Here is a 17,335-nt window from a genome sequence, read left to right as displayed (position 1 = left end):
ACGTCTGTGAATACCTTCTCAGCCTCAGGTTGCGGGAAGGGTTGTCAGAAGGTCACGGATTGATCACGAACATCACGGGAAGGTAACGACCGTCGGGCGAGCCGCCTGAATCCGCGGGCGCCGAGCACGAGAATTCCGACGGCAGCAGTCACGGCGACCGCTTCGTGGATGGACAGCGCCACCGTCGCCGTGACGAACAACGCGATCGCTCCGAGCGCGTCGAGAAGCAGCCGCACGGACGCGAGGTCCAGCAGAATCGGCTGCTCTACGACCGCAGGAGCGGTCGACTCCTGCTGAGTCGCGAGAGGTGGCGTGGCGCTGGTCGTCAAAACAAAAGCCCCCGGGTCGACGCGGACATGATCCGCTGCGTCATACCCCGGGGGCTTCTGGGTCAATCCTGGTCGAGACTCGGCTACTTCAGATCGAACCGATCGTTGTTCGCTACCTCGACCCATGCCGCGACGAAGTCGTCGACGAACTTACGACCGTTGTCGGCCTGCGCGTACACCTCCGAGATCGCACGCAGCTGCGAGTGCGAACCGAAGATCAGGTCGAGCCCGGTGGCCGTCCAGCGCTGCTCACCCGTCGCCCGAGTCTTGCCGACGTACTCGTCGTCGCCGGTCTTGGTCCACTCGGTGTCCGAGTCGAGCAGGTTGACGAAGAAGTCGTTCGTCAGCACGCCCGGACGGTCGGTGAACACACCGTGCTTCGTGCCTCCATGGTTCGCGCCCAGGGCACGCAGACCGCCGACGAGCACGGCCGCCTGAGGCGCGGTCAGATCGAGCATGTACGCGCGATCGAGGAACAGCACCTGAGCAGGCGTCTCCTCGCCTTCCTTGAAGAAGTTGCGGAAGCCGTCGGCGCGAGGCTCCAACACCGCGAAGGAATCGACGTCGGTGTTCTCCTGCGACGCGTCGGTGCGCCCCGGGGTGAACGGAACGGTCACCTCGTGGCCCGCGTCGCGTGCAGCCTTCTCGATGGCCGCAGCACCCGCCAGGACGATGATGTCGGCAAGTGACACCTGCGTACTGCCGTCGCCGCTGCCGTTGAAATTCTTCTGCACCTGCTCGAGTGCGCTCAGAACTTCGGCCAGGACCGCGGGTTCGTTGGCCTCCCAGTTCTTCTGCGGCTCGAGACGGATGCGTGCACCGTTGGCGCCGCCGCGGAAGTCCGTCTTGCGGAAGCTCGCGGCCGAAGACCACGCGACGCCGACGAGCTGTTGTACGGACAGGCCGGTTTCGAGAATCTTCGCCTTGAGCGACGCGATATCGGCGTCGTCGATCAGCGTCGACGGCCGAGCCGGAACCGGGTCCTGCCACAGCTGCGGTTCGGGAACCCACGGGCCCAGGTAACGCTCGATCGGTCCCATGTCGCGGTGCAGCAGCTTGTACCAGGCCTTTGCGAACGCCTCGGACAGCTCTTCGGGGTGATCGAGCCAGCGCCGGGTGATCTCGGCGTAGATCGGATCCTCGCGCAATGCGACGTCGGTGACGAGCATCGTCGGTGCGCGTCCCGGTCCGCCGAACGGATCGGGGATCTCGCCTGCGCCCGCGCCGTCCTTGGCGACGAACTGCCACGCGCCCGCGGGGCTCTTCTGCAGCTCCCACTCGTAGCCGTAGAGATTCTCGAGGAAGCCGTTGCCCCACTGCGTCGGCGTCTTGGTCCAGACGACCTCGAGGCCACTGGTGACCTGATCCTCGCCCTTGCCGGTACCGTAGCCGTTCTTCCAGCCGAGGCCCTGCTGCTCGACGGGCGCACCCTCGGGCTCGGGGCCGATCTTGTCCGCAGGACGCGCACCGTGCGTCTTGCCGAAGCTGTGACCACCGACGATGAGCGCGGCGGTTTCCTCGTCGTTCATCGCCATACGGCCGAACGTCTCACGAATGTCGTGCGCCGCGGCGACCGGATCCGGTTCGCCCTCCGGCCCTTCGGGATTGACGTAGATCAGGCCCATCGTCGTCGCACCGAGGGGCTTGGCGAGTTCACGCTCACCCGAGTACCGCTTGTCGGTGCCGAGCCACGTGTCCTCGGGTCCGTAGAAGACTTCCTCCGGCTCCCAGATGTCCTCGCGGCCGAAGGCGAAACCGAACGTCTGGAATCCCATGGCATCCAGAGCGACGTTGCCGGCGAAGACCAGCAGGTCGGCCCACGAGATCTTGTTGCCGTGCTTCTGCTTGACCGGCCACAGGAGGCGGCGCGCCTTGTCGAGGTTCGCATTGTCCGGCCAGCTGTTCAGCGGTGCGAAGCGCTGTGCGCCCTGCCCCCCGCCGCCACGGCCGTCGTAGATGCGGTAGGTGCCTGCGGCGTGCCAGCTCATGCGGATGAACAGGCCGCCGTAGTTGCCGTAGTCCGCGGGCCACCAGTCCTTGGAGTCGGTGAGTACCGCGGTGACGTCGGCCTTCAGCTCGTCGACGTCGAGCTTCGCGAATTCGGCCTTGTAGTCGAAGGATTCGCCGAGAGGGGTGGACTTGGAGGTGTGTGCATGAAGGATCGACAGGTCGATCTGCTCCGGCCACCAGTCCTTGTTGGTCAGCGGCCTGTCGCCCTTCGGCTTGGGCGACTCGATGACCGGATTTTCGCTTTCACTGGTGCTCTGCGTTCCCGTGTCCGGGTTCGGCGGGCGGCTATCGGAGGTCACTGCATTCCTTTCGACGGTGGGCTGGTCGATCTGGAACGATCACGGGTGTGATCGAGTTTCGGTGGGTGCGGCGCACTTCGGGCACGTTCCCCAGAAGATGACCTCGGCTTCGTCGAGCGCGAAACCGTGGTCGTCCGACGCCGTCAGACACGGGGTCTCGCCCGTCGCGCACTCCGCGTCGGCGATGAGACCGCAAGTGCGACACACGATGTGGTGATGATTGTCGCCGATGCGCGACTCGTACCGTGCACGGTGTCCTGCAGGCTGGATCCGACGCAGCAGACCGGCCGTCGACAACGCGTCGAGCACGTCGTAGACGGCTTGACGCGAGGTGTTCGGCACGACGCTCGCGATGGTCTCGGTGTCGGCGTGCGGGTTGGCGCGGACGGCATCCATGACGGCGATGCGCGGCTGCGTGACGCGAAGTCCCGCGGCGCGGAGCCGGGCCGCAGTGTCGGATGCCGAAGCCATGCCCCCAACACTAGGAGGGATCGGCGGATCGCGCGAGGGTTTTCTGGATTTGATCCAAATAGGCGACGTGCGCGCGAATGTATAGCGGCTATACATTCGCGCGCACGGGTGGAGTTTTGCTCGAGCTGATTCGAATTCGGCGCTGGGAGGGCGCGCCGTCGCAGCCTCGCCCGTTTCCGCTGGTACGCAAGCACACGGCTCGGCTGGGCGTGGAGATCGACCAGTCGACCATTTCCCTGAAATCGGGCGTGAATGCGAAACGGCCGGTATCGTCGCCGACGACACACGGGGGTGTCGACGGTTTCACTGTGTCCTCTTGAAAGCCCGCTGCCCGAAGGAGTTTCGTGAACCTCTGGAATTACCTTCAGGGGCGAGGCGAGTTTCTCGCGTTTCTGACGTACCAACATGCATCGCTCGCTTTCCAGACGGTGCTCGTCGGTACCCTCGTCGCCATCGCGACAGCCGTTGCGGTGCATCGGCTTCCGTTGTTCTCCTCGCTGACCCTGACCAGCAGCCGCGTTGCGTTGACGATTCCGTCCCTCGCCCTCCTGGCGCTGCTCATCGTGCCGTTCGGGCTCGGCGTGGTGCCGTCGTTCATCATGCTGGCGTTCTTCGCGGCCATGCCGGTGATCGGCAACGCGATCGTCGGACTCCGCGGTGTTCCCGACACGGTGATCGAGTCCGCCCAGGGAATCGGACTCTCGCGTGTCCGCATCCTCTTCTCGGTGTCGCTGCCGATGGCGTGGCCGGTCATCCTCACCGGAATCAGGGTGTCGACGCAGATGGTGGTCGGTGTCGCCGCGATCGTCGCGTACGTCCTCGGCCCCGGTCTCGGCTCGCTGATCTTCAACGGTCTGTCCCGGCTCGGCGGAACCAATTCCGTCGAGATGGCTTTCACCGGAACGGTTCTCATCGTCGTCATCGCCCTGGTGTTCGACGCGCTGCTCGTCCTCCTCGGGCGCCTCACCATCTCGAAGGGATTGTCATGACCGACACCGAACGGACCGTCACCGGTGCCTCGATTCGGCTCGACGGCGTCGTCAAGCAGTACCGCGGCCAGGCCAAGCCCGCCGTGCAGAAGATCGACCTCGACATCGAGGCAGGTCACATCGTCGCGTTCGTCGGACCGTCCGGTTGCGGCAAGACGACGACGTTGAAGATGATCAACCGTCTGATCGAGCCGACCGAGGGACGGCTGTTCATCGGCGATCGCGACGTCACGGGAGAGGACCCCGACAAGCTTCGTCAGTCGATCGGCTACGTCATCCAGGCCGGCGGGTTGTTTCCGCACTGGTCGGTGTCCAAAAACATCGGCGCGATACCGCGAGTTCTCGGGTGGGACAAGAAGCGGATCGCCGAACGCACGGAATATTTGCTCGACCTCGTCGGGCTCGACGCGGACACCTTCCGTGACCGGCTGCCGAAGGACATGTCCGGCGGCCAGCAGCAACGCGTCGGCGTCGCACGTGCTCTCGCCGCGGACCCGCCGGTTCTGCTCATGGACGAGCCGTTCAGCGCCGTCGACCCGATCACGCGAGTTCGATTGCAGGACAGCCTCATCGCGATCCAGCACGAGGTCGCCAAGACCATCGTGATCGTCACCCACGACTTCGAGGAAGCGACCAAGCTGGGCGACAAGGTGCTCATCCTGTCCGAAGGCGGCAAGATCGAGCAGTACGCGTCGCCCGAGGAAATTCTCGCGCGTCCCGCCACTCCGTTCGTCGAGGAGTTCATCGGCTCGGGCGCCACGCTCGCGCACCTCACGCTCTCGAGGGTCAAGGACGTCGACCACGAACCGGTCGTGACGGCACGCGTCGGCGACGACTCGCACGAGGTCATCGCCCGTGCGAAAGCCGGAGGTGTCACGTGGATCGTCGTCGTCGACGCCGACGGCCGCCCCCGGTCGTGGCCGTCGCTCGACGAGGTGGCGACGAAGGACCGAATTTCGGATTACGTCGACAACCGTCTCCCGACGGTGGCGCCGTCGTCGACACTGAACGACGCGCTCGACACCATGTTGGCGGCCAGTCAGGGCGGCGTCCTCGTCACCGACGGCCGCGGTGCGGTGACCGGGTCTCTCACGATCGCCACGGTCATGGCCGTCATCCGCAGTCAGCTGTCCGATGCTCGCGAGGGCGACGGCCACGTCTCCTACACCGCGCACGGCGAGAGCCCTTCCGCATGAACCGGCTGCGGCGAACACCGATGGACGTGTGGTTCGAACCGTTGCTCATCGTGATTCTCGGCGTCGGCTACTTCTCCTGGTACGCGACGACGACGCTGACGCCGACGGAAGAGGCGTCGCTCGGGTGGACGAACTTGCAGAACACCATCTTCGACCACATCAAGCTGACGCTGACGGCCACGGTCATCGTCATCGCGATCGCCATCCCGCTCGGCATCCTGCTGACGCGGGACAGGGCGAAGCCGTTCAAGCCGTTCGTCGTCAACTTCGCGAACGTCGGCCAGGCCGCGCCCGCGGTCGGTTTGATCGTGCTGCTGACGATGTGGCTCGGCACCGGATTCCGCACTGCCGTGGTCGGTCTCGTCGTCTACGCGATCCTGCCGATTCTCCAGAACACCATCACCGGCATCGACCAGGTCGACAAACGAACCATCGAAGCGGCCCGCGGCATCGGATTCTCCGGCGTCCGGACACTCGCACAGGTCGAGCTGCCGCTCGCAGTTCCGGTGATCCTCAACGGAGTTCGCACCGCACTGGTGATTCTCGTCGGCACCGCGACGCTCAGTACGTTCATCGGCGCCACGAGCCTCGGCACGCTCATCACGACCGGAGTTACGCTGTTCCTTCCGAAACTCCTGATCTCCGGCGCCGTTCTGGTCGCACTGCTGGCCTTGATCATCGACTGGCTCGGGCGACTCGTCGAGCTCGTCGCAACCCCGCGAGGAGTGGCATGAGAGGCAGAGCAGCACTCGGAGCCGCATTGATCGCGGCACTCGCGTCGGGATGTGGGCTCGTGAGCTCGTCCGGCACGTTCGAGAGCACGACGCTCACCGACGACGCGGCCCCGCTCGACGGCGCATCGTTGGTGGTGACGTCCAAGAGCTTCACCGAGGGCGTGCTTCTCGGCAAGATCACCGCGACCTACCTGGCCGCGGCGGGTGCGAACGTCACCGACCTCACCGGAGCGCCGGGGTCCGCGTCGTCGCGCCAGGCGCAGTTGAACGGTGACGCGGACATCCTCTGGGAGTACACCGGAACGGGCTGGGTTAACTACCACGGCGAAACCGAGACGATCACCGACCCCGACGAGCTGTGGCAGCGCGTCCACGACATCGAGAAGCAGGACTACGACCTCGAATGGCTGCCGCCCGCCAACTTCAACGACACGTATGCGTTCGCCGCGTCGGCCGGTACCGCCGAAAGGCTCGGTGTCACGTCGCTGTCCGACGTCGCACAGCTCCCGATCGGAGACCGGACGTTCTGCGTCGACGACGAATTCTTCAGCCGCGCAGACGGATTCGTGCCGATGCTGGAGACGTACGGGATACCGCTCAACGCGCCCGACGGGGTGCCGTCGGACCAGGTGACGCGCATGGATGCAGGCGTCGTCTACACCTCGACCGCGCAGAGCGCACCGTGCAACTTCGGCATGGTCTACACGACCGACGGGCGTGTGAAGAATCTGAACCTCACTGTGCTCGACGACGACCGAAAGTTCTTCCTGCCCTACAGCGGAACGGCCGTCGTGCGGGGTGCGGTACTCGAACAGCATCCCGAGATCGCCGACCTGATGGCCGTCGTCTCCGAGCGCCTGAACGACGACCTGATGCAGGAACTCAACGGGCGCGTCGACATCGACGGTGAAGATCCCGCAGACGTCGCCTACGACTGGCTGCGGAGCGAAGGCCTCGTGAACTGATTCAGCCGAGGGTGGGCGCGGACAGATGGCTTGAATGAACCGTTCAAGCCATCTGTTCGTATGGATGAACCACTCAAGCGGTGCCGACGGCTAGCCGGCGCTTCCGGTGGACGGCAGCCCGGGGGTCAGCGGGAAACTTGGCGAGCAGACGGTCTGCTCACACAGCTGATCGAACGGCTGGGTCCCGAAATTCGGCACGGCATCGGGGTTGACGAACGTGACTCCGTCCGGCGACGTGCACGACACCGCACCGCACGTGGTGCCGAGCGGAAACCCGCGCGAATCGACGGGATTCGGCGGGGGCATCGACGGTTCGGGCGGTGCAGGGGACGGCGTCGTGATGCCGTTGTCGACGGGCGGTGCAGGAACGTACTCCGTCGTCGCAAAAGGCGGGAGCGCCGGAACGTCGTAGTCGACGGACGGAATTGGCTCTGCCGTCGCGACGACGCTGGGCGGGATCAGCGGGGGAGGCGTCGACGGCGTCGTCGGCGCAGGGGTCGGCGTGGACGACGCGACCGTCGTGGGTGATGTGGTCTCCACGACCGGCGTCGGTTCGGCGACGTCACGTGCGCCGGCCGTACACGCCGTGATGCCGTACAGCGACGCGCCTGCCAGCAGAATCATGGCCGACGACCGGAGCCGGCGACGCGCGAGCGGTACGCGTCCGGTTCGATACGGCATGAGTCCTCCGGAGCACCCGAGGTGCCGTGTGTCGTCGTCGATGGTCGAGTAGTTCATCTGATCGTGACCTTAGTTCATTACAAAACCATCGGTTCGCTGCTGCGGGCGGCGCGTCGAACTCGATCCATTTCGACCCGCACGTCGCCGGTCCGATGTTCAATGAAGTGTTCGGTACCTGTCGACATGGGAGCCTGCGTGACTGGAAACGGGGATGGCGACGGCTTCCCGGTCGCCGCCGTTCTCGGTACGTATCGCAGCCTCCGGATCGGCGTCGTGATTCTGGTGCTGATGCTCTTCGTCTCGGTCTTCATCCAGGTCGCGTCCGCCGGATGGTGTCTCCAATCATCCATCAGCGCCTACTTTTTCACCGACGTGCACATCGTCTTCATCGCTGTGCTGTGTGCCCTCGGCACGTTGCTGCTCGTCTACAAGGGCAGTTCGGATACCGAAGACGTCCTGTACGACTTCGCCGGCTTGTGGGCGTTCGTCGTCGCCACCGTTCCGACTGGTTGGCCGACCAACCTCGGTCCCGACGGCGGCGGCCGGATGCGAGGCCTGTGCGGTGGGCCGGGTTTGCCGCTCGACTACAACGCAGGTCATGCGATCGGCAACAACGTATCGAGCGTCGTCGTCGGTGCTCTCCTCGTTCTCGTGGCGTCGGTGTCGTTCGCGTCCGGCTCGTTCGGGGCGTCGTGGACGCCGGTCGGCACGCTCGCGCGGATCGTCGGAGGGGCCGTCACGGCGGTGTTGGCGTACACGTTCGTGTTCACCCCGCACTGGTTCGAGCGGCACGGCCACAGCCTGGCTGCGGTGGCGATGTTCGCGTTCGTCATTCTTGCGATCTGGGCGAATGCCGTTCTTTCCGAATCGGATCGGTACGTCCTCGCGTATCGGATCGTCGGAATCGTCATGCTGGCCACGTTGATCGCCGTTCTCGTGTTGTCGGCGACGGTGGAGTGGACGTTGTTCGTGCTCGTCGCCGAAGCAGCGCTGATACTGGAATTCGCCGCGTTCTGGGCTTTCCAGACCGCGGAGCTGTGGAACACCGTCTGCCGCCCGTTCGGGCATCGGGAACTGATCTGACGCGAGCAACGTACGCGTTTTACGGGGATTCGAACGGTTTACGGATCATTTCAAGCCTGACGGCCCGCGGAATGCCGCGTCGGATCGGTCGTGTGATGCCGAATTCGTCGAATCGGTACCTCGGCGTTCACGGAAAAGCATTCAATCGATGAAATAAATCGATTTCTCGATGATTGTCGACACCGACGCGGCCCGAATTCCATCTCGGTTTGACAACGATCGAACGACAGTGTGTCATTCCCTTGGATGACAGAGTCGGCACCGAAATGCCGCGTCGAGTCGTTCGAATCAGAGGTCGAGTCGTCCGGCCGTATCAGCGCGGTGTGGGCAGCTCGCTCATCTGTGCATGCAGGTAACACAAGGCGCACTTCGTCGGGGAGTTGCAGTGACACAACGAATTACGGACACACATGTGTGCCGAGCAGACGTCCTTCATATTTCGGAGGCATACGGAGGCGGGGTTCAATCCGCCATTTCTCGCTACATCGAGAATTCTCCGTCGCTCGTTCACCAGGTTCTGGTGCGAACGCGGTCCGAACACGACATCGCAGAGCCGTGCGGTGCCGAAACGATCAGTTACAACGGGTCTTTGACCGGTTTCATCCGGGCGGCACGAGCGCATATCCTCCGCACGAAACCGAATGCAATTCATCTGCATTCCAGTTTCGCCGGATTGTTGCGTCTGTTCGATTTCGGGCCGGACATCAAGATCGTCTACACCCCGCACGCGTACGCATTTCTGCGTCGTGACAGCTCCGGCGCCGCACGGTCGGCCTACCGCGCGATCGAGACGGTGTTGAGCAAACGAGCGCAGACGATCGCAGCGATCAGCCCGTTCGAGGCCGCGTCCGCAGCACGCATGGCAGGCCCGTCCACCGAGGTCACCTACCTGCCCAACGTCGTACCCGACGCCGCACTCGTGCCGCCGTCGGACCACGGTCCCGACGGCAGGCCCGAGGTCGTCATGGCAGGGCGGATCTCGGCGCAGAAGGATCCGCTGTTCTTCGCCGAAGTAGCCCGTGCGTCGCACAGCAACGTGCGCTGGACGTGGGTCGGCGACGGCGACGTCGATATGCGTGAGGTGCTCGAACAGGCAGGCGTCGTCATCACCGGGTGGGTGCCATCGGACCTGGTCAAGAAGCACATCGCGGCCGCCGATCTGTACCTGCATTCCGCCGAGTGGGAGGGTGCGCCGATCACTCTGCTCGAGGCCGCGGCCGTCGGGACACCGATTCTGGCGCGCGGCATCGATGCCCTCGAAGGACTCGGATTTCCGCTGACGCGGAACTGCCCTCGTGCCGCTGCCGACGCCGTCGACCGATTCTTCTCCGATCGGGCCTACCGGCACCGCGCGCAGAGGGAGACGAGGGAATCGGTGGCCGTTCATTCGCCCGCAGTCCAGTCACTCGCCCTCGACGCTCTGTATCGGAGGGCAGGGTGAGAGTGCTGATGCCGGGACGCATCCTGGAGCGGCACGTGGGAGGCAACACGACCTACGCACGGGCGTTGGCGCACGGCCTACGCGCGAGGGGTACGGCCGTCGAGTCGATGCGCTTCCACGGTTCGGCACCGATGACCATGCTCTCCGAAACCGTGCAGGGCCTCAGGCGCACAGACGCGGTGCTGCACTACGTCGCCGACACGGGCCCTCTGCTGCGGACGAGAACGCCGTCCGTCGTTACGGTGCACGGCATCGCCAGCCGGTGGATCGACGGGGTCCGCAGCGGTGCCCAGGAGACGATCTGGCGCACACGCGTCGCACGTGCGGTGGCGAGTACCGACGCCGTCGTCACGGTGTCGGCGTCGAGTGCCGAGGACATCGCCGAGGTGTTCGGTGTCGACCTCGCGACCATCCACGTGGTGCCGCACGGAATCGACGCCGACGCGTTCGCCGAACCGGTGTCGTTGTCCGACGACGTGCGTGGGCGAATTCCCGACGAGTATCTGCTGTACGTCGGCAACATCGAACCGCGCAAGAACCTCGTCGCACTCGTCGAGGCGATGAGCCGTCCCGACGTGCGGGCGCTCGGGTTGCCGCTCGTGATTGCCGGAAAGCCGGCATGGAACTTCGAGGCGTCCATGGACGCAATCGCGAAGAGCCCCGACGTGATTCACCTCGGATTCGTCTCGGACGACGACCGTCGTGCGCTGATGCAGCGGACGTCGCTGTTCGTGTTCCCGAGTCTCTACGAAGGATTCGGCTTCCCGGTGCTCGAGGCGATGGCCGCGGGGGCGCCGGTTCTCGCGTCGAACCGGGGCGCGTTGCGTGACATCGCCGGTCCGGCAGGGGTCCTCGAAAACATCGACGCCGACGCGATCGCAGACGGGGTCGTCCGCGCGGTCGAGGATTCGGAGTGGCGCGCCGGTGTGCCCGCTCGCGGACGTCTGTGGGCGTCGTCGTTCACGTGGGATGTGAGCGTGGACGCCCACCTTCGGGTGTACGAGAAGGCGGCGGCATCATGAAGGTCGTCGTGCTGCACGGATACAGCGCCGAGAACGCTGGTGACGGACTGCTCGTCGACGAGACGCTCGCGTTGGTGCGTGCCGCGTTCGGCGACGGCGTCGACGTCACGATCGCCGCGTCGCATCCCGAGACCTTCACGGGAATCGCTGCACGCGTGGTCGATTCGAGTCCGTCGCTCACCGGTTACGCCGGGCCGTATCGACGACTGCTCCGCGAGCTCGACGACGCGGACCTCGTCGTCGCGGTGGGCGGCGGCTACCTGCGCGCCGGCTACGCCGTCGAAACGCTGAAAACCGCACTGGTGCACGGTCCGCAGCTGTGGGCCGCGAGCCGAACCTCCACACCGACGGTGTACCTTCCCCAGAGCGTCGGCCCGGCGAACGCCGCGGTGACCAGGCTGTTGGCGGGCCGCATGCGGAGGATCGACGCGTTCTACGTGCGCGACGATCGCAGTCTGGCGCAGTTCGCCGACGCCGGTGTGCGACGGCTCAGCGATCTGGCCATTCTCGGCGCGGGCCACATCGAGCGCAGGGGGCTCGATGTGGATCCCGTGCCCGTCCTGACGGTGCGGGCCGTACGCGGGAAGGTCGGCCCGCTGGTGGTGAATCTCGCACACCAGGTGGGAACGTTCGACGGGTACGTCCAGAGCGCGACCGCGGGCAACGACGACGTCGACGCCATGGCCTCGGTCGGTGCGCGAAAGATCCTGCCGCGCGGTGACTTTCTGGCCCCGCAGACGCCGCGAGTCGTCGTCGCGGTGCGTTTGCACGCCGCGTTGATGGCGCTGAAGGCCGGGCACTACGTGATTCATCTTGCGTACGAGCGCAAGGGTTTCGGTGCGTTCGCCGATCTCGGTCTCGACCGGTACGTACACAACGTCAACAAGTTCGAGCCCGCACGTGTGCTGCAGCAGGTGCGTGCCCTACTGGACGACGAGTCGGAGCGTCGGCGCTACGTCGCGGATGTGGACGAAGGGGTGCGCCGCGCGGTACCCGCACGGGACGAGTTGGTGCAGAACCTGCGCAGTCTCGTTCCCCACGTCGAGGCCACCCCGTGAGCACCGTGTACGTGTGCGCGCCGGGACGCACCGGGAACATCGCGTCGTCCATCGCGCGGCGCGGCTACCTCGACTACCTGCGTGAGCGCGGGCACCTCGTCGTGTGGACGGGCACGTCGTCGCCCGACTACGTCGCCGGACTCGGTCTGGACGCGAACGACGTTCGGACGGGCAGCTTTCGGGTGTGGCTCGGGCGGGCATTCGTCAGTGCACTGCGCGGGCCGACGCGCATCGCCGTCGACACCGGACGCGTCGAGGTCGGCGCGCGCCACTCGATGCACATGTGGATGCTGGCGGCACTGATGATCGTCGCGTTCCCGCGCGGCGGGCGCGGGATCTGGCGCGGCCGTGGCGTCGACGCGTCGTCGGCGAATCCGTTGGTGCTGCTGCCGTATCGTCTCGTGGCCGCTCTCTGTCGCAGGCGGCATCCCCGTCCGCTGCCCGACTGGGCTTTTCGGCTCGGCACGCCCGTCGACCGATGGGAGACCGACCGGCCGTTCGCGGCAGTGGTGCTGCGCGGTGATCGCCCGAGGCCGTCGGATACCTGGATGGAGTGGTTCGCCGCGACGACGTCGGCACTCGGGCTGGAACCTGCGGTGCTCGTGCACTCCTCGGCCGACTATCTGACGTCGCAGCATCTGTCGCGGGCGCTCGGCGGGCAGTACCGTGCCTGGTTCGTCGAGAATCACGCCGACCAGGAACAGACGGTGCGCGACGTCTACGCGCGCAGTGCGCTCGTCGTCAGCGACCGGGTCCACGCCCTCGTCGCAGGCGCAACGGAAGGCGCCGTGCCGTTCGGGTGGGTCGAATCGTCGTCCGACACGGTCGGGCCGGTGTTCGACGCCGTCGGCATGCCGTGGGTCGGCCGGTGGGAAGGTGATGCCGCCGAGCGGTTTCCGACGATCGACGCCGACCTGTTGGAGGAATGCCGCGCCACGATGACCGAGTCGGTCGAACGCTGCCGACGAGTGCTGGGCCGGCGGCAGTGACCTCGACCGAAGCGGGTGTGCGCAGTCTTGCGGTTCGGTTGCTCAAGGGCGGGTTGCCTGCCATCGCGGCGAGCGCCTTCGTGGCGTTCGTGCCGATCCTCGGATCCGCCTATCTGAGTGTCGACGACTACGCCGTGTGGGCTCTCGCGGCGACGTTGTCGACGATCTTCATCGTGTTCGACTTCGGCACACCGACACTCGCGACGAAACTCGCGGGCGGTGGCCACCTCGACTTTCGCACATCGACGACGTTGTGCGGGCTGTCGGCTCTGCCTCCGATCGTGTTGGGAGCGTTGGCCATCGGGATCTGGCCCGCGTATTCGACTGCGGCCGGCCTGACCGCCGATCGCGGGTCGGCCTACACGTTGATCGCGCTCGTCTCTCTCGGCGGGGTGCTGCGCAGCATCGGCGTCGTCTACGGCGCTGCGGCGTTGGGGCGCAGCCATTTCTATCGTCGAACCGCGGTGCTGTTCTTCGGTGGATCCGTGCAACTGGTCGCGACTCTCGCGGCGCTGGAGTCCGGGGCGGGCATCGTCTCGCTCGGCATCGGAACCGTCGTGGCAGGCGGCGTGCAGGCGGTTCTCGGATTCGCGCTCGAAGGTGGCAGGCGCCGCAACGATGCTGCCCTGACGGCCGATACGTCGGCGTCGGTGCGGCAGACGATCGTACTGTTCATGAAGACTCGCGTCGTCGTCGCGATGCTCGGACTGTTGATCACCCAACTCGACAGGTGGGCACTCGGTCTCGTCGGAGACGCGGAACTGCTCGCCCGCTACGACATCGTGACGCGGTTCGTCATGATTCCGAAGATCGTGCTGATCGCGCTTGCTGCCGGACTTGTCGCCGATTCGTCCCGCTTGACCACGTCGGAGCAGGGCGCAGCTTTGCTTGTCCGAGTCCGGAAACTCGTTCTGCTCGTGATGGTTCCGCTGATGATCGGGGCAGGCGTCGTGGCGTTCGTGGCCCAGCGTGTCGCGCTCGATCTGACGCCGTCGGTGACCGTCGTGCTGCTCGTCGCGCTTGCACACGGCGCGAACTGCGCCACCATCGCGCCGGTGAACATCCTGACCGGCGCAGGCAGGCCCGACTTCGAGCTGCGCTACCTCGTGCCACTGGCGGCCGTCGTCGTACTGGGTTACGGCATCGGCATCACGACGGGCACGGGGATGACGCTGATCACCGTCTGGGCTGCCGCCATGGTGGCGTTCTCACTGTGGTTCTGGGCGGTCTCCGGCCGCTACGTACGGGAGGTGTTCGCATGATCGATCACGTGCTGAGGGTCGTCGACCCGAACCGGTATCGCCGACGCGTTCTGCGGAACCTGATCGCGTCGGGACGCGTCGAGATGGGCGCGCACAGTTACGGAATTCCCGAAGTGCGCCTGTACGACAACGATCCGACGCGGCTGCGTATCGGTCGATACTGCTCGATCGCTGCGGGAGTGAACATCCTGCTCGGCGGCAACCATCCGACCGATCGGCTGACGACGTTCCCGATCCGTCACAAGTTGGGTCTGCCGGGAGCCGGAACCGATGGATACCCCTGCAGCAAGGGCGATGTCGTGATCGGCAACGACGTGTGGATCGGGTTCGGCGCCACCATCGTCTCGGGAGTTCACATCGGCGACGGCGCGATCGTCGCGGCGGGAAGCATCGTGGTGCGCAGCGTCGAACCGTACTCGATCGTCGCCGGTAATCCGGCAACATTGGTACGCAAACGATTCGACGACGACGTCATCGCGCGTCTGCGAGCGTTGCGCTGGTGGGATTGGGACGACGACCGAGTGGCGGACGGCGTCGCCGATCTCGCGGGGGAGGACCCGCTGGAAGCGTTGGCGCGGCTCGAGAAAGGTGCCGCTCGATGACACTCCCGGCGAGGCCGGTGATACCGGCGCAGGTGAGACGCAGTACTCGCGTTCGTACACCTGCACCTGCGGAGACCGTGCAGACGGAGCGACGCGGGAGGTGGAGCATTACGTTGCTGCTGCCTGCCGCGGCGATCGTCGTCGCGATACCGGTCGACTTCGTCACGGTCGGGTCGTTCTGGCGCTATCTCGGACTGGTCGGTCTGCTCGTCGGGTCGGCGGCCGCGGTGTGGGCGATCCGTCGCGCCGAGACGACGATCGTGGTGCCCGCGTTGCTGTTCGGCTTCCTCGTGCTGACGTTCAACCAGGTGATGAACTTCAACCCGGTCGGATACGTGACGCTGCTCGCGCCCATCGTCGTCGGCGCCGGACTGGCGGTGGCGCTACGGCAGCCGCTGGTCGTCCTCGTCGTCCTGCCCGTCGCGCTGGCCGTGACGATGGGCGTCGAATACCTGGTGCAGCAGCACGTCTTCGGCGAGCTGTTCGGCGACCCGCACTACACCGCGTACTCGCGGGACACGTTCCGGTCCCGCGGGCTGATCGGCCAGGCGGTACCGGCCGGAATGGTGGCGGTCGGTGTCGGTGCCGCGGCTCTGGTGCTGTCGTCGACGATGGCGTCGAGGCGCGCCGCGGTGCGATGGGTCGTCGTGGTGGCCACGGCGGTGTCGGTCTCGACCTCGGGCACCCGTTCGGCCGTTCTGTGTGCTGCAGCCGTGGCCGTGCTGACGGTCGCGACGACTGCGTATCGACGTCGGCAGGGGCAGATGGCCGTCGGGCACCGGACGGCGTGGCTCGGGCCGCTGCTGCTGGCGGCCGCCGTCACGGTGGTGGTGCTGTACTGGTCAGCGCTGGCAGGCCAACGTGTCTTCGATTTCGGCGGCCTCACCGGGTCCGCGTCGCTCGACAACCGGAACTACGCCGCGATCGTGTTCGACGAATGGTCGGACACCTGCAGCGGCGCGTGCGTCGTGTTCGGTTCCGGTGCACGCAGTTTGCTCGACGCACTCGGCAGCGGACTCGGCATCCAGGGGTTCACGACCGTCGACAATCTGTTCCTCAGTCTGCTGTGGGATTTCGGCGTCGTCACCGTGCTCGGCATCGTCGCCCTCGCACTCATCGCGATTCGTGCTCTGCTGCGGTCCGATTCGACGAGGGTCCGCGCCGGAGCCGTCCTGATCCTGGCGATCGTGCTGTCGGGCTTCTTCTACGACGCGCTCTACATCCGACCGGTACTTCTGTTGTGCGGCTTCGGAATCGGCCTGCTGGGATACGACAAGAAGGACGTGACCTCATGACACGCAGTACGACCGTGGACGTCGTCGTGGTCTGCTTCGAATCCGACCCCGACCTGCTCCGTGCGTGCACCGACTCGGTGCAGGCGTCGTATCGAGCATGCGGTGTCGACGGATCGATCCTGTTGGTGGACAACGCAAGTTCGACGCCCGTCGAGGACACGATCGACGCGTCGACCATGCGGGTGTTGCGGATGGACCGCAACGTCGGATTCGGTCGCGCCGTCAACCACGGCGTCGCCGCGTCGACCGCGGATTCGGTTCTGATGCTCAATCCGGACGCGGCCCTCGCGCCCGACGGGCTCGCCCGGTTCCTCGACGCGGCCGACCACCACCCACGGTCGCTGGTGGGAGGATGGCTTCACCGTGACGGCCGGGTGCAATCCGACGCGTACATGCAGTGGAACTTCTCGATCTCGCGCAAGCGCAAGCGCGACCGGTTCGCCGCCGCTCTCGCCGAGGTCGACGCTGATGTCGTGGTGGTCGAAAAGGTCTGTGGCGGTGCGCTGTTCGCCGACCGTGAGCTGCTCGCAGAGCTCGGACCGTTCGATGCACGATTCTTCCTGTACGGCGAGGATGCGGACCTGTCCCGTCGGGCGTCGTCGCAGGGAATCGACCTCCTCGTCGCACGGCGAGCGGAGATTCAGCACATCGCCGCGTCGTCGCAGAAGAGTCACGGCACCCTCGTCGAACGAGCACGCGCCGACGCCGCGATCCGCCTCACGTCGTATCACTGCAACAGGCTGACGAGCTACGGCCAGCGTGTCGAACTCGCTCTGGTCACGCTCGCCGGTGTGGTTGCCGGTGGGGCGTCGTCGGCGTCGCGACGCGCGCGTGTGGCGCGGCTCGGGCAGGTGTGGCGGTGGGGCCTCAAGCGAGATGCCCCACCGTTCACTCCGTGATGCGCAGCCG

At 65.9% G+C, this 17,335-nt stretch carries 17 protein-coding genes; 13 read left to right on the top strand and 4 right to left on the bottom strand.

What is annotated here, in order from left to right:
* Positions 1–44 precede the first annotated feature (44 nt).
* The 3 genes from A3K89_RS11975 to A3K89_RS11965 form a co-directional block, all read right to left on the bottom strand.
* Complete coding sequence (locus A3K89_RS11975; RefSeq protein ID WP_068425625.1) at positions 45–329, bottom strand: hypothetical protein; 285 nt, start codon at positions 327–329, stop codon at positions 45–47.
* An 83-nt stretch (positions 330–412) separates the two neighbouring features.
* The gene (gene katG / locus A3K89_RS11970; protein ID WP_068425622.1) at positions 413–2,638 is read right to left on the bottom strand and encodes a catalase/peroxidase HPI; all 2,226 of its coding nucleotides are present in this window, start codon (positions 2,636–2,638) and stop codon (positions 413–415) included.
* 39 nt (positions 2,639–2,677) lie between these two features.
* On the bottom strand, positions 2,678–3,109 hold the full coding sequence (locus A3K89_RS11965; RefSeq protein WP_068425618.1) for a Fur family transcriptional regulator: 432 nt from the start codon (positions 3,107–3,109) through the stop codon (positions 2,678–2,680).
* A 344-nt stretch (positions 3,110–3,453) separates the two neighbouring features.
* Between A3K89_RS11965 and A3K89_RS11955 the strand changes: the two genes are divergently transcribed.
* From A3K89_RS11955 to A3K89_RS11940, 4 genes are read left to right on the top strand one after another with little or no spacing between them, the layout of a single operon-like run.
* Positions 3,454–4,098, top strand: a complete 645-nt coding sequence (locus A3K89_RS11955; protein ID WP_068425612.1) for an ABC transporter permease — start codon at positions 3,454–3,456, stop codon at positions 4,096–4,098.
* Positions 4,095–5,294, top strand: a complete 1,200-nt coding sequence (locus tag A3K89_RS11950; protein ID WP_068425608.1) for an ABC transporter ATP-binding protein — start codon at positions 4,095–4,097, stop codon at positions 5,292–5,294. The genes A3K89_RS11955 and A3K89_RS11950 overlap by 4 nt, the downstream gene beginning before the upstream one ends.
* Positions 5,291–6,028 (top strand): ABC transporter permease, encoded by a 738-nt coding sequence (locus A3K89_RS11945; protein ID WP_174551410.1) that lies wholly within the window; start codon positions 5,291–5,293, stop codon positions 6,026–6,028. The genes A3K89_RS11950 and A3K89_RS11945 overlap by 4 nt, the downstream gene beginning before the upstream one ends.
* Positions 6,025–6,993, top strand: a complete 969-nt coding sequence (locus tag A3K89_RS11940; RefSeq protein ID WP_068425605.1) for a glycine betaine ABC transporter substrate-binding protein — start codon at positions 6,025–6,027, stop codon at positions 6,991–6,993. Before A3K89_RS11945 ends, A3K89_RS11940 begins: the two co-directional genes overlap by 4 nt.
* A 90-nt stretch (positions 6,994–7,083) precedes the next feature.
* On the opposite strand, the gene A3K89_RS25740 is transcribed toward A3K89_RS11940, so the two are convergent.
* Positions 7,084–7,731, bottom strand: coding sequence for a hypothetical protein (locus tag A3K89_RS25740; protein ID WP_068425602.1), 648 nt, complete (start codon positions 7,729–7,731; stop codon positions 7,084–7,086).
* A gap of 138 nt (positions 7,732–7,869) precedes the next feature.
* Here A3K89_RS25740 and A3K89_RS11930 point away from each other — a divergent pair, with 138 nt between their 5' ends.
* The 9 genes from A3K89_RS11930 to A3K89_RS25975 all read left to right on the top strand — a co-directional run bounded on the left by A3K89_RS11930 (position 7,870) and on the right by A3K89_RS25975 (position 17,325).
* Entirely contained in the window at positions 7,870–8,757 is an 888-nt protein-coding gene (locus A3K89_RS11930; protein WP_157105289.1) for a hypothetical protein, read from the top strand.
* Between the two features lie 346 nt (positions 8,758–9,103).
* Positions 9,104–10,198 carry a glycosyltransferase gene (locus A3K89_RS11925; RefSeq protein ID WP_167674276.1) on the top strand — a complete coding sequence of 365 codons (1,095 nt, stop codon included), beginning with the start codon at positions 9,104–9,106 and terminating at the stop codon, positions 10,196–10,198.
* Positions 10,195–11,220, top strand: coding sequence for a glycosyltransferase family 4 protein (locus A3K89_RS11920; protein WP_254303499.1), 1,026 nt, complete (start codon positions 10,195–10,197; stop codon positions 11,218–11,220). Before A3K89_RS11925 ends, A3K89_RS11920 begins: the two co-directional genes overlap by 4 nt.
* Positions 11,217–12,278 (top strand): polysaccharide pyruvyl transferase family protein, encoded by a 1,062-nt coding sequence (locus A3K89_RS11915; protein ID WP_068425596.1) that lies wholly within the window; start codon positions 11,217–11,219, stop codon positions 12,276–12,278. The genes A3K89_RS11920 and A3K89_RS11915 overlap by 4 nt, the downstream gene beginning before the upstream one ends.
* The gene (locus tag A3K89_RS11910) at positions 12,275–13,267 is read left to right on the top strand and encodes a hypothetical protein (RefSeq protein WP_068425594.1); all 993 of its coding nucleotides are present in this window, start codon (positions 12,275–12,277) and stop codon (positions 13,265–13,267) included. The genes A3K89_RS11915 and A3K89_RS11910 overlap by 4 nt, the downstream gene beginning before the upstream one ends.
* A complete protein-coding gene (locus A3K89_RS11905; protein WP_068425590.1) occupies positions 13,264–14,529 on the top strand; it encodes a lipopolysaccharide biosynthesis protein in 1,266 nt (421 codons plus the stop codon). Before A3K89_RS11910 ends, A3K89_RS11905 begins: the two co-directional genes overlap by 4 nt.
* Complete coding sequence (locus tag A3K89_RS11900) at positions 14,526–15,131, top strand: CatB-related O-acetyltransferase (RefSeq protein ID WP_068425587.1); 606 nt, start codon at positions 14,526–14,528, stop codon at positions 15,129–15,131. The genes A3K89_RS11905 and A3K89_RS11900 overlap by 4 nt, the downstream gene beginning before the upstream one ends.
* On the top strand, positions 15,128–16,426 hold the full coding sequence (locus A3K89_RS25980; RefSeq protein WP_167674274.1) for a hypothetical protein: 1,299 nt from the start codon (positions 15,128–15,130) through the stop codon (positions 16,424–16,426). Before A3K89_RS11900 ends, A3K89_RS25980 begins: the two co-directional genes overlap by 4 nt.
* Positions 16,423–17,325 carry a glycosyltransferase gene (locus tag A3K89_RS25975; protein WP_068425580.1) on the top strand — a complete coding sequence of 301 codons (903 nt, stop codon included), beginning with the start codon at positions 16,423–16,425 and terminating at the stop codon, positions 17,323–17,325. Before A3K89_RS25980 ends, A3K89_RS25975 begins: the two co-directional genes overlap by 4 nt.
* Positions 17,326–17,335 lie beyond the last annotated feature (10 nt).

The organism is Rhodococcoides kyotonense (assembly GCF_001645385.1).
GTDB classification, from domain to species: Bacteria; Actinomycetota; Actinomycetes; order Mycobacteriales; family Mycobacteriaceae; genus Rhodococcoides; species Rhodococcoides kyotonensis_B.
This window is presented reverse-complemented; position numbering and strand designations above follow the sequence as displayed.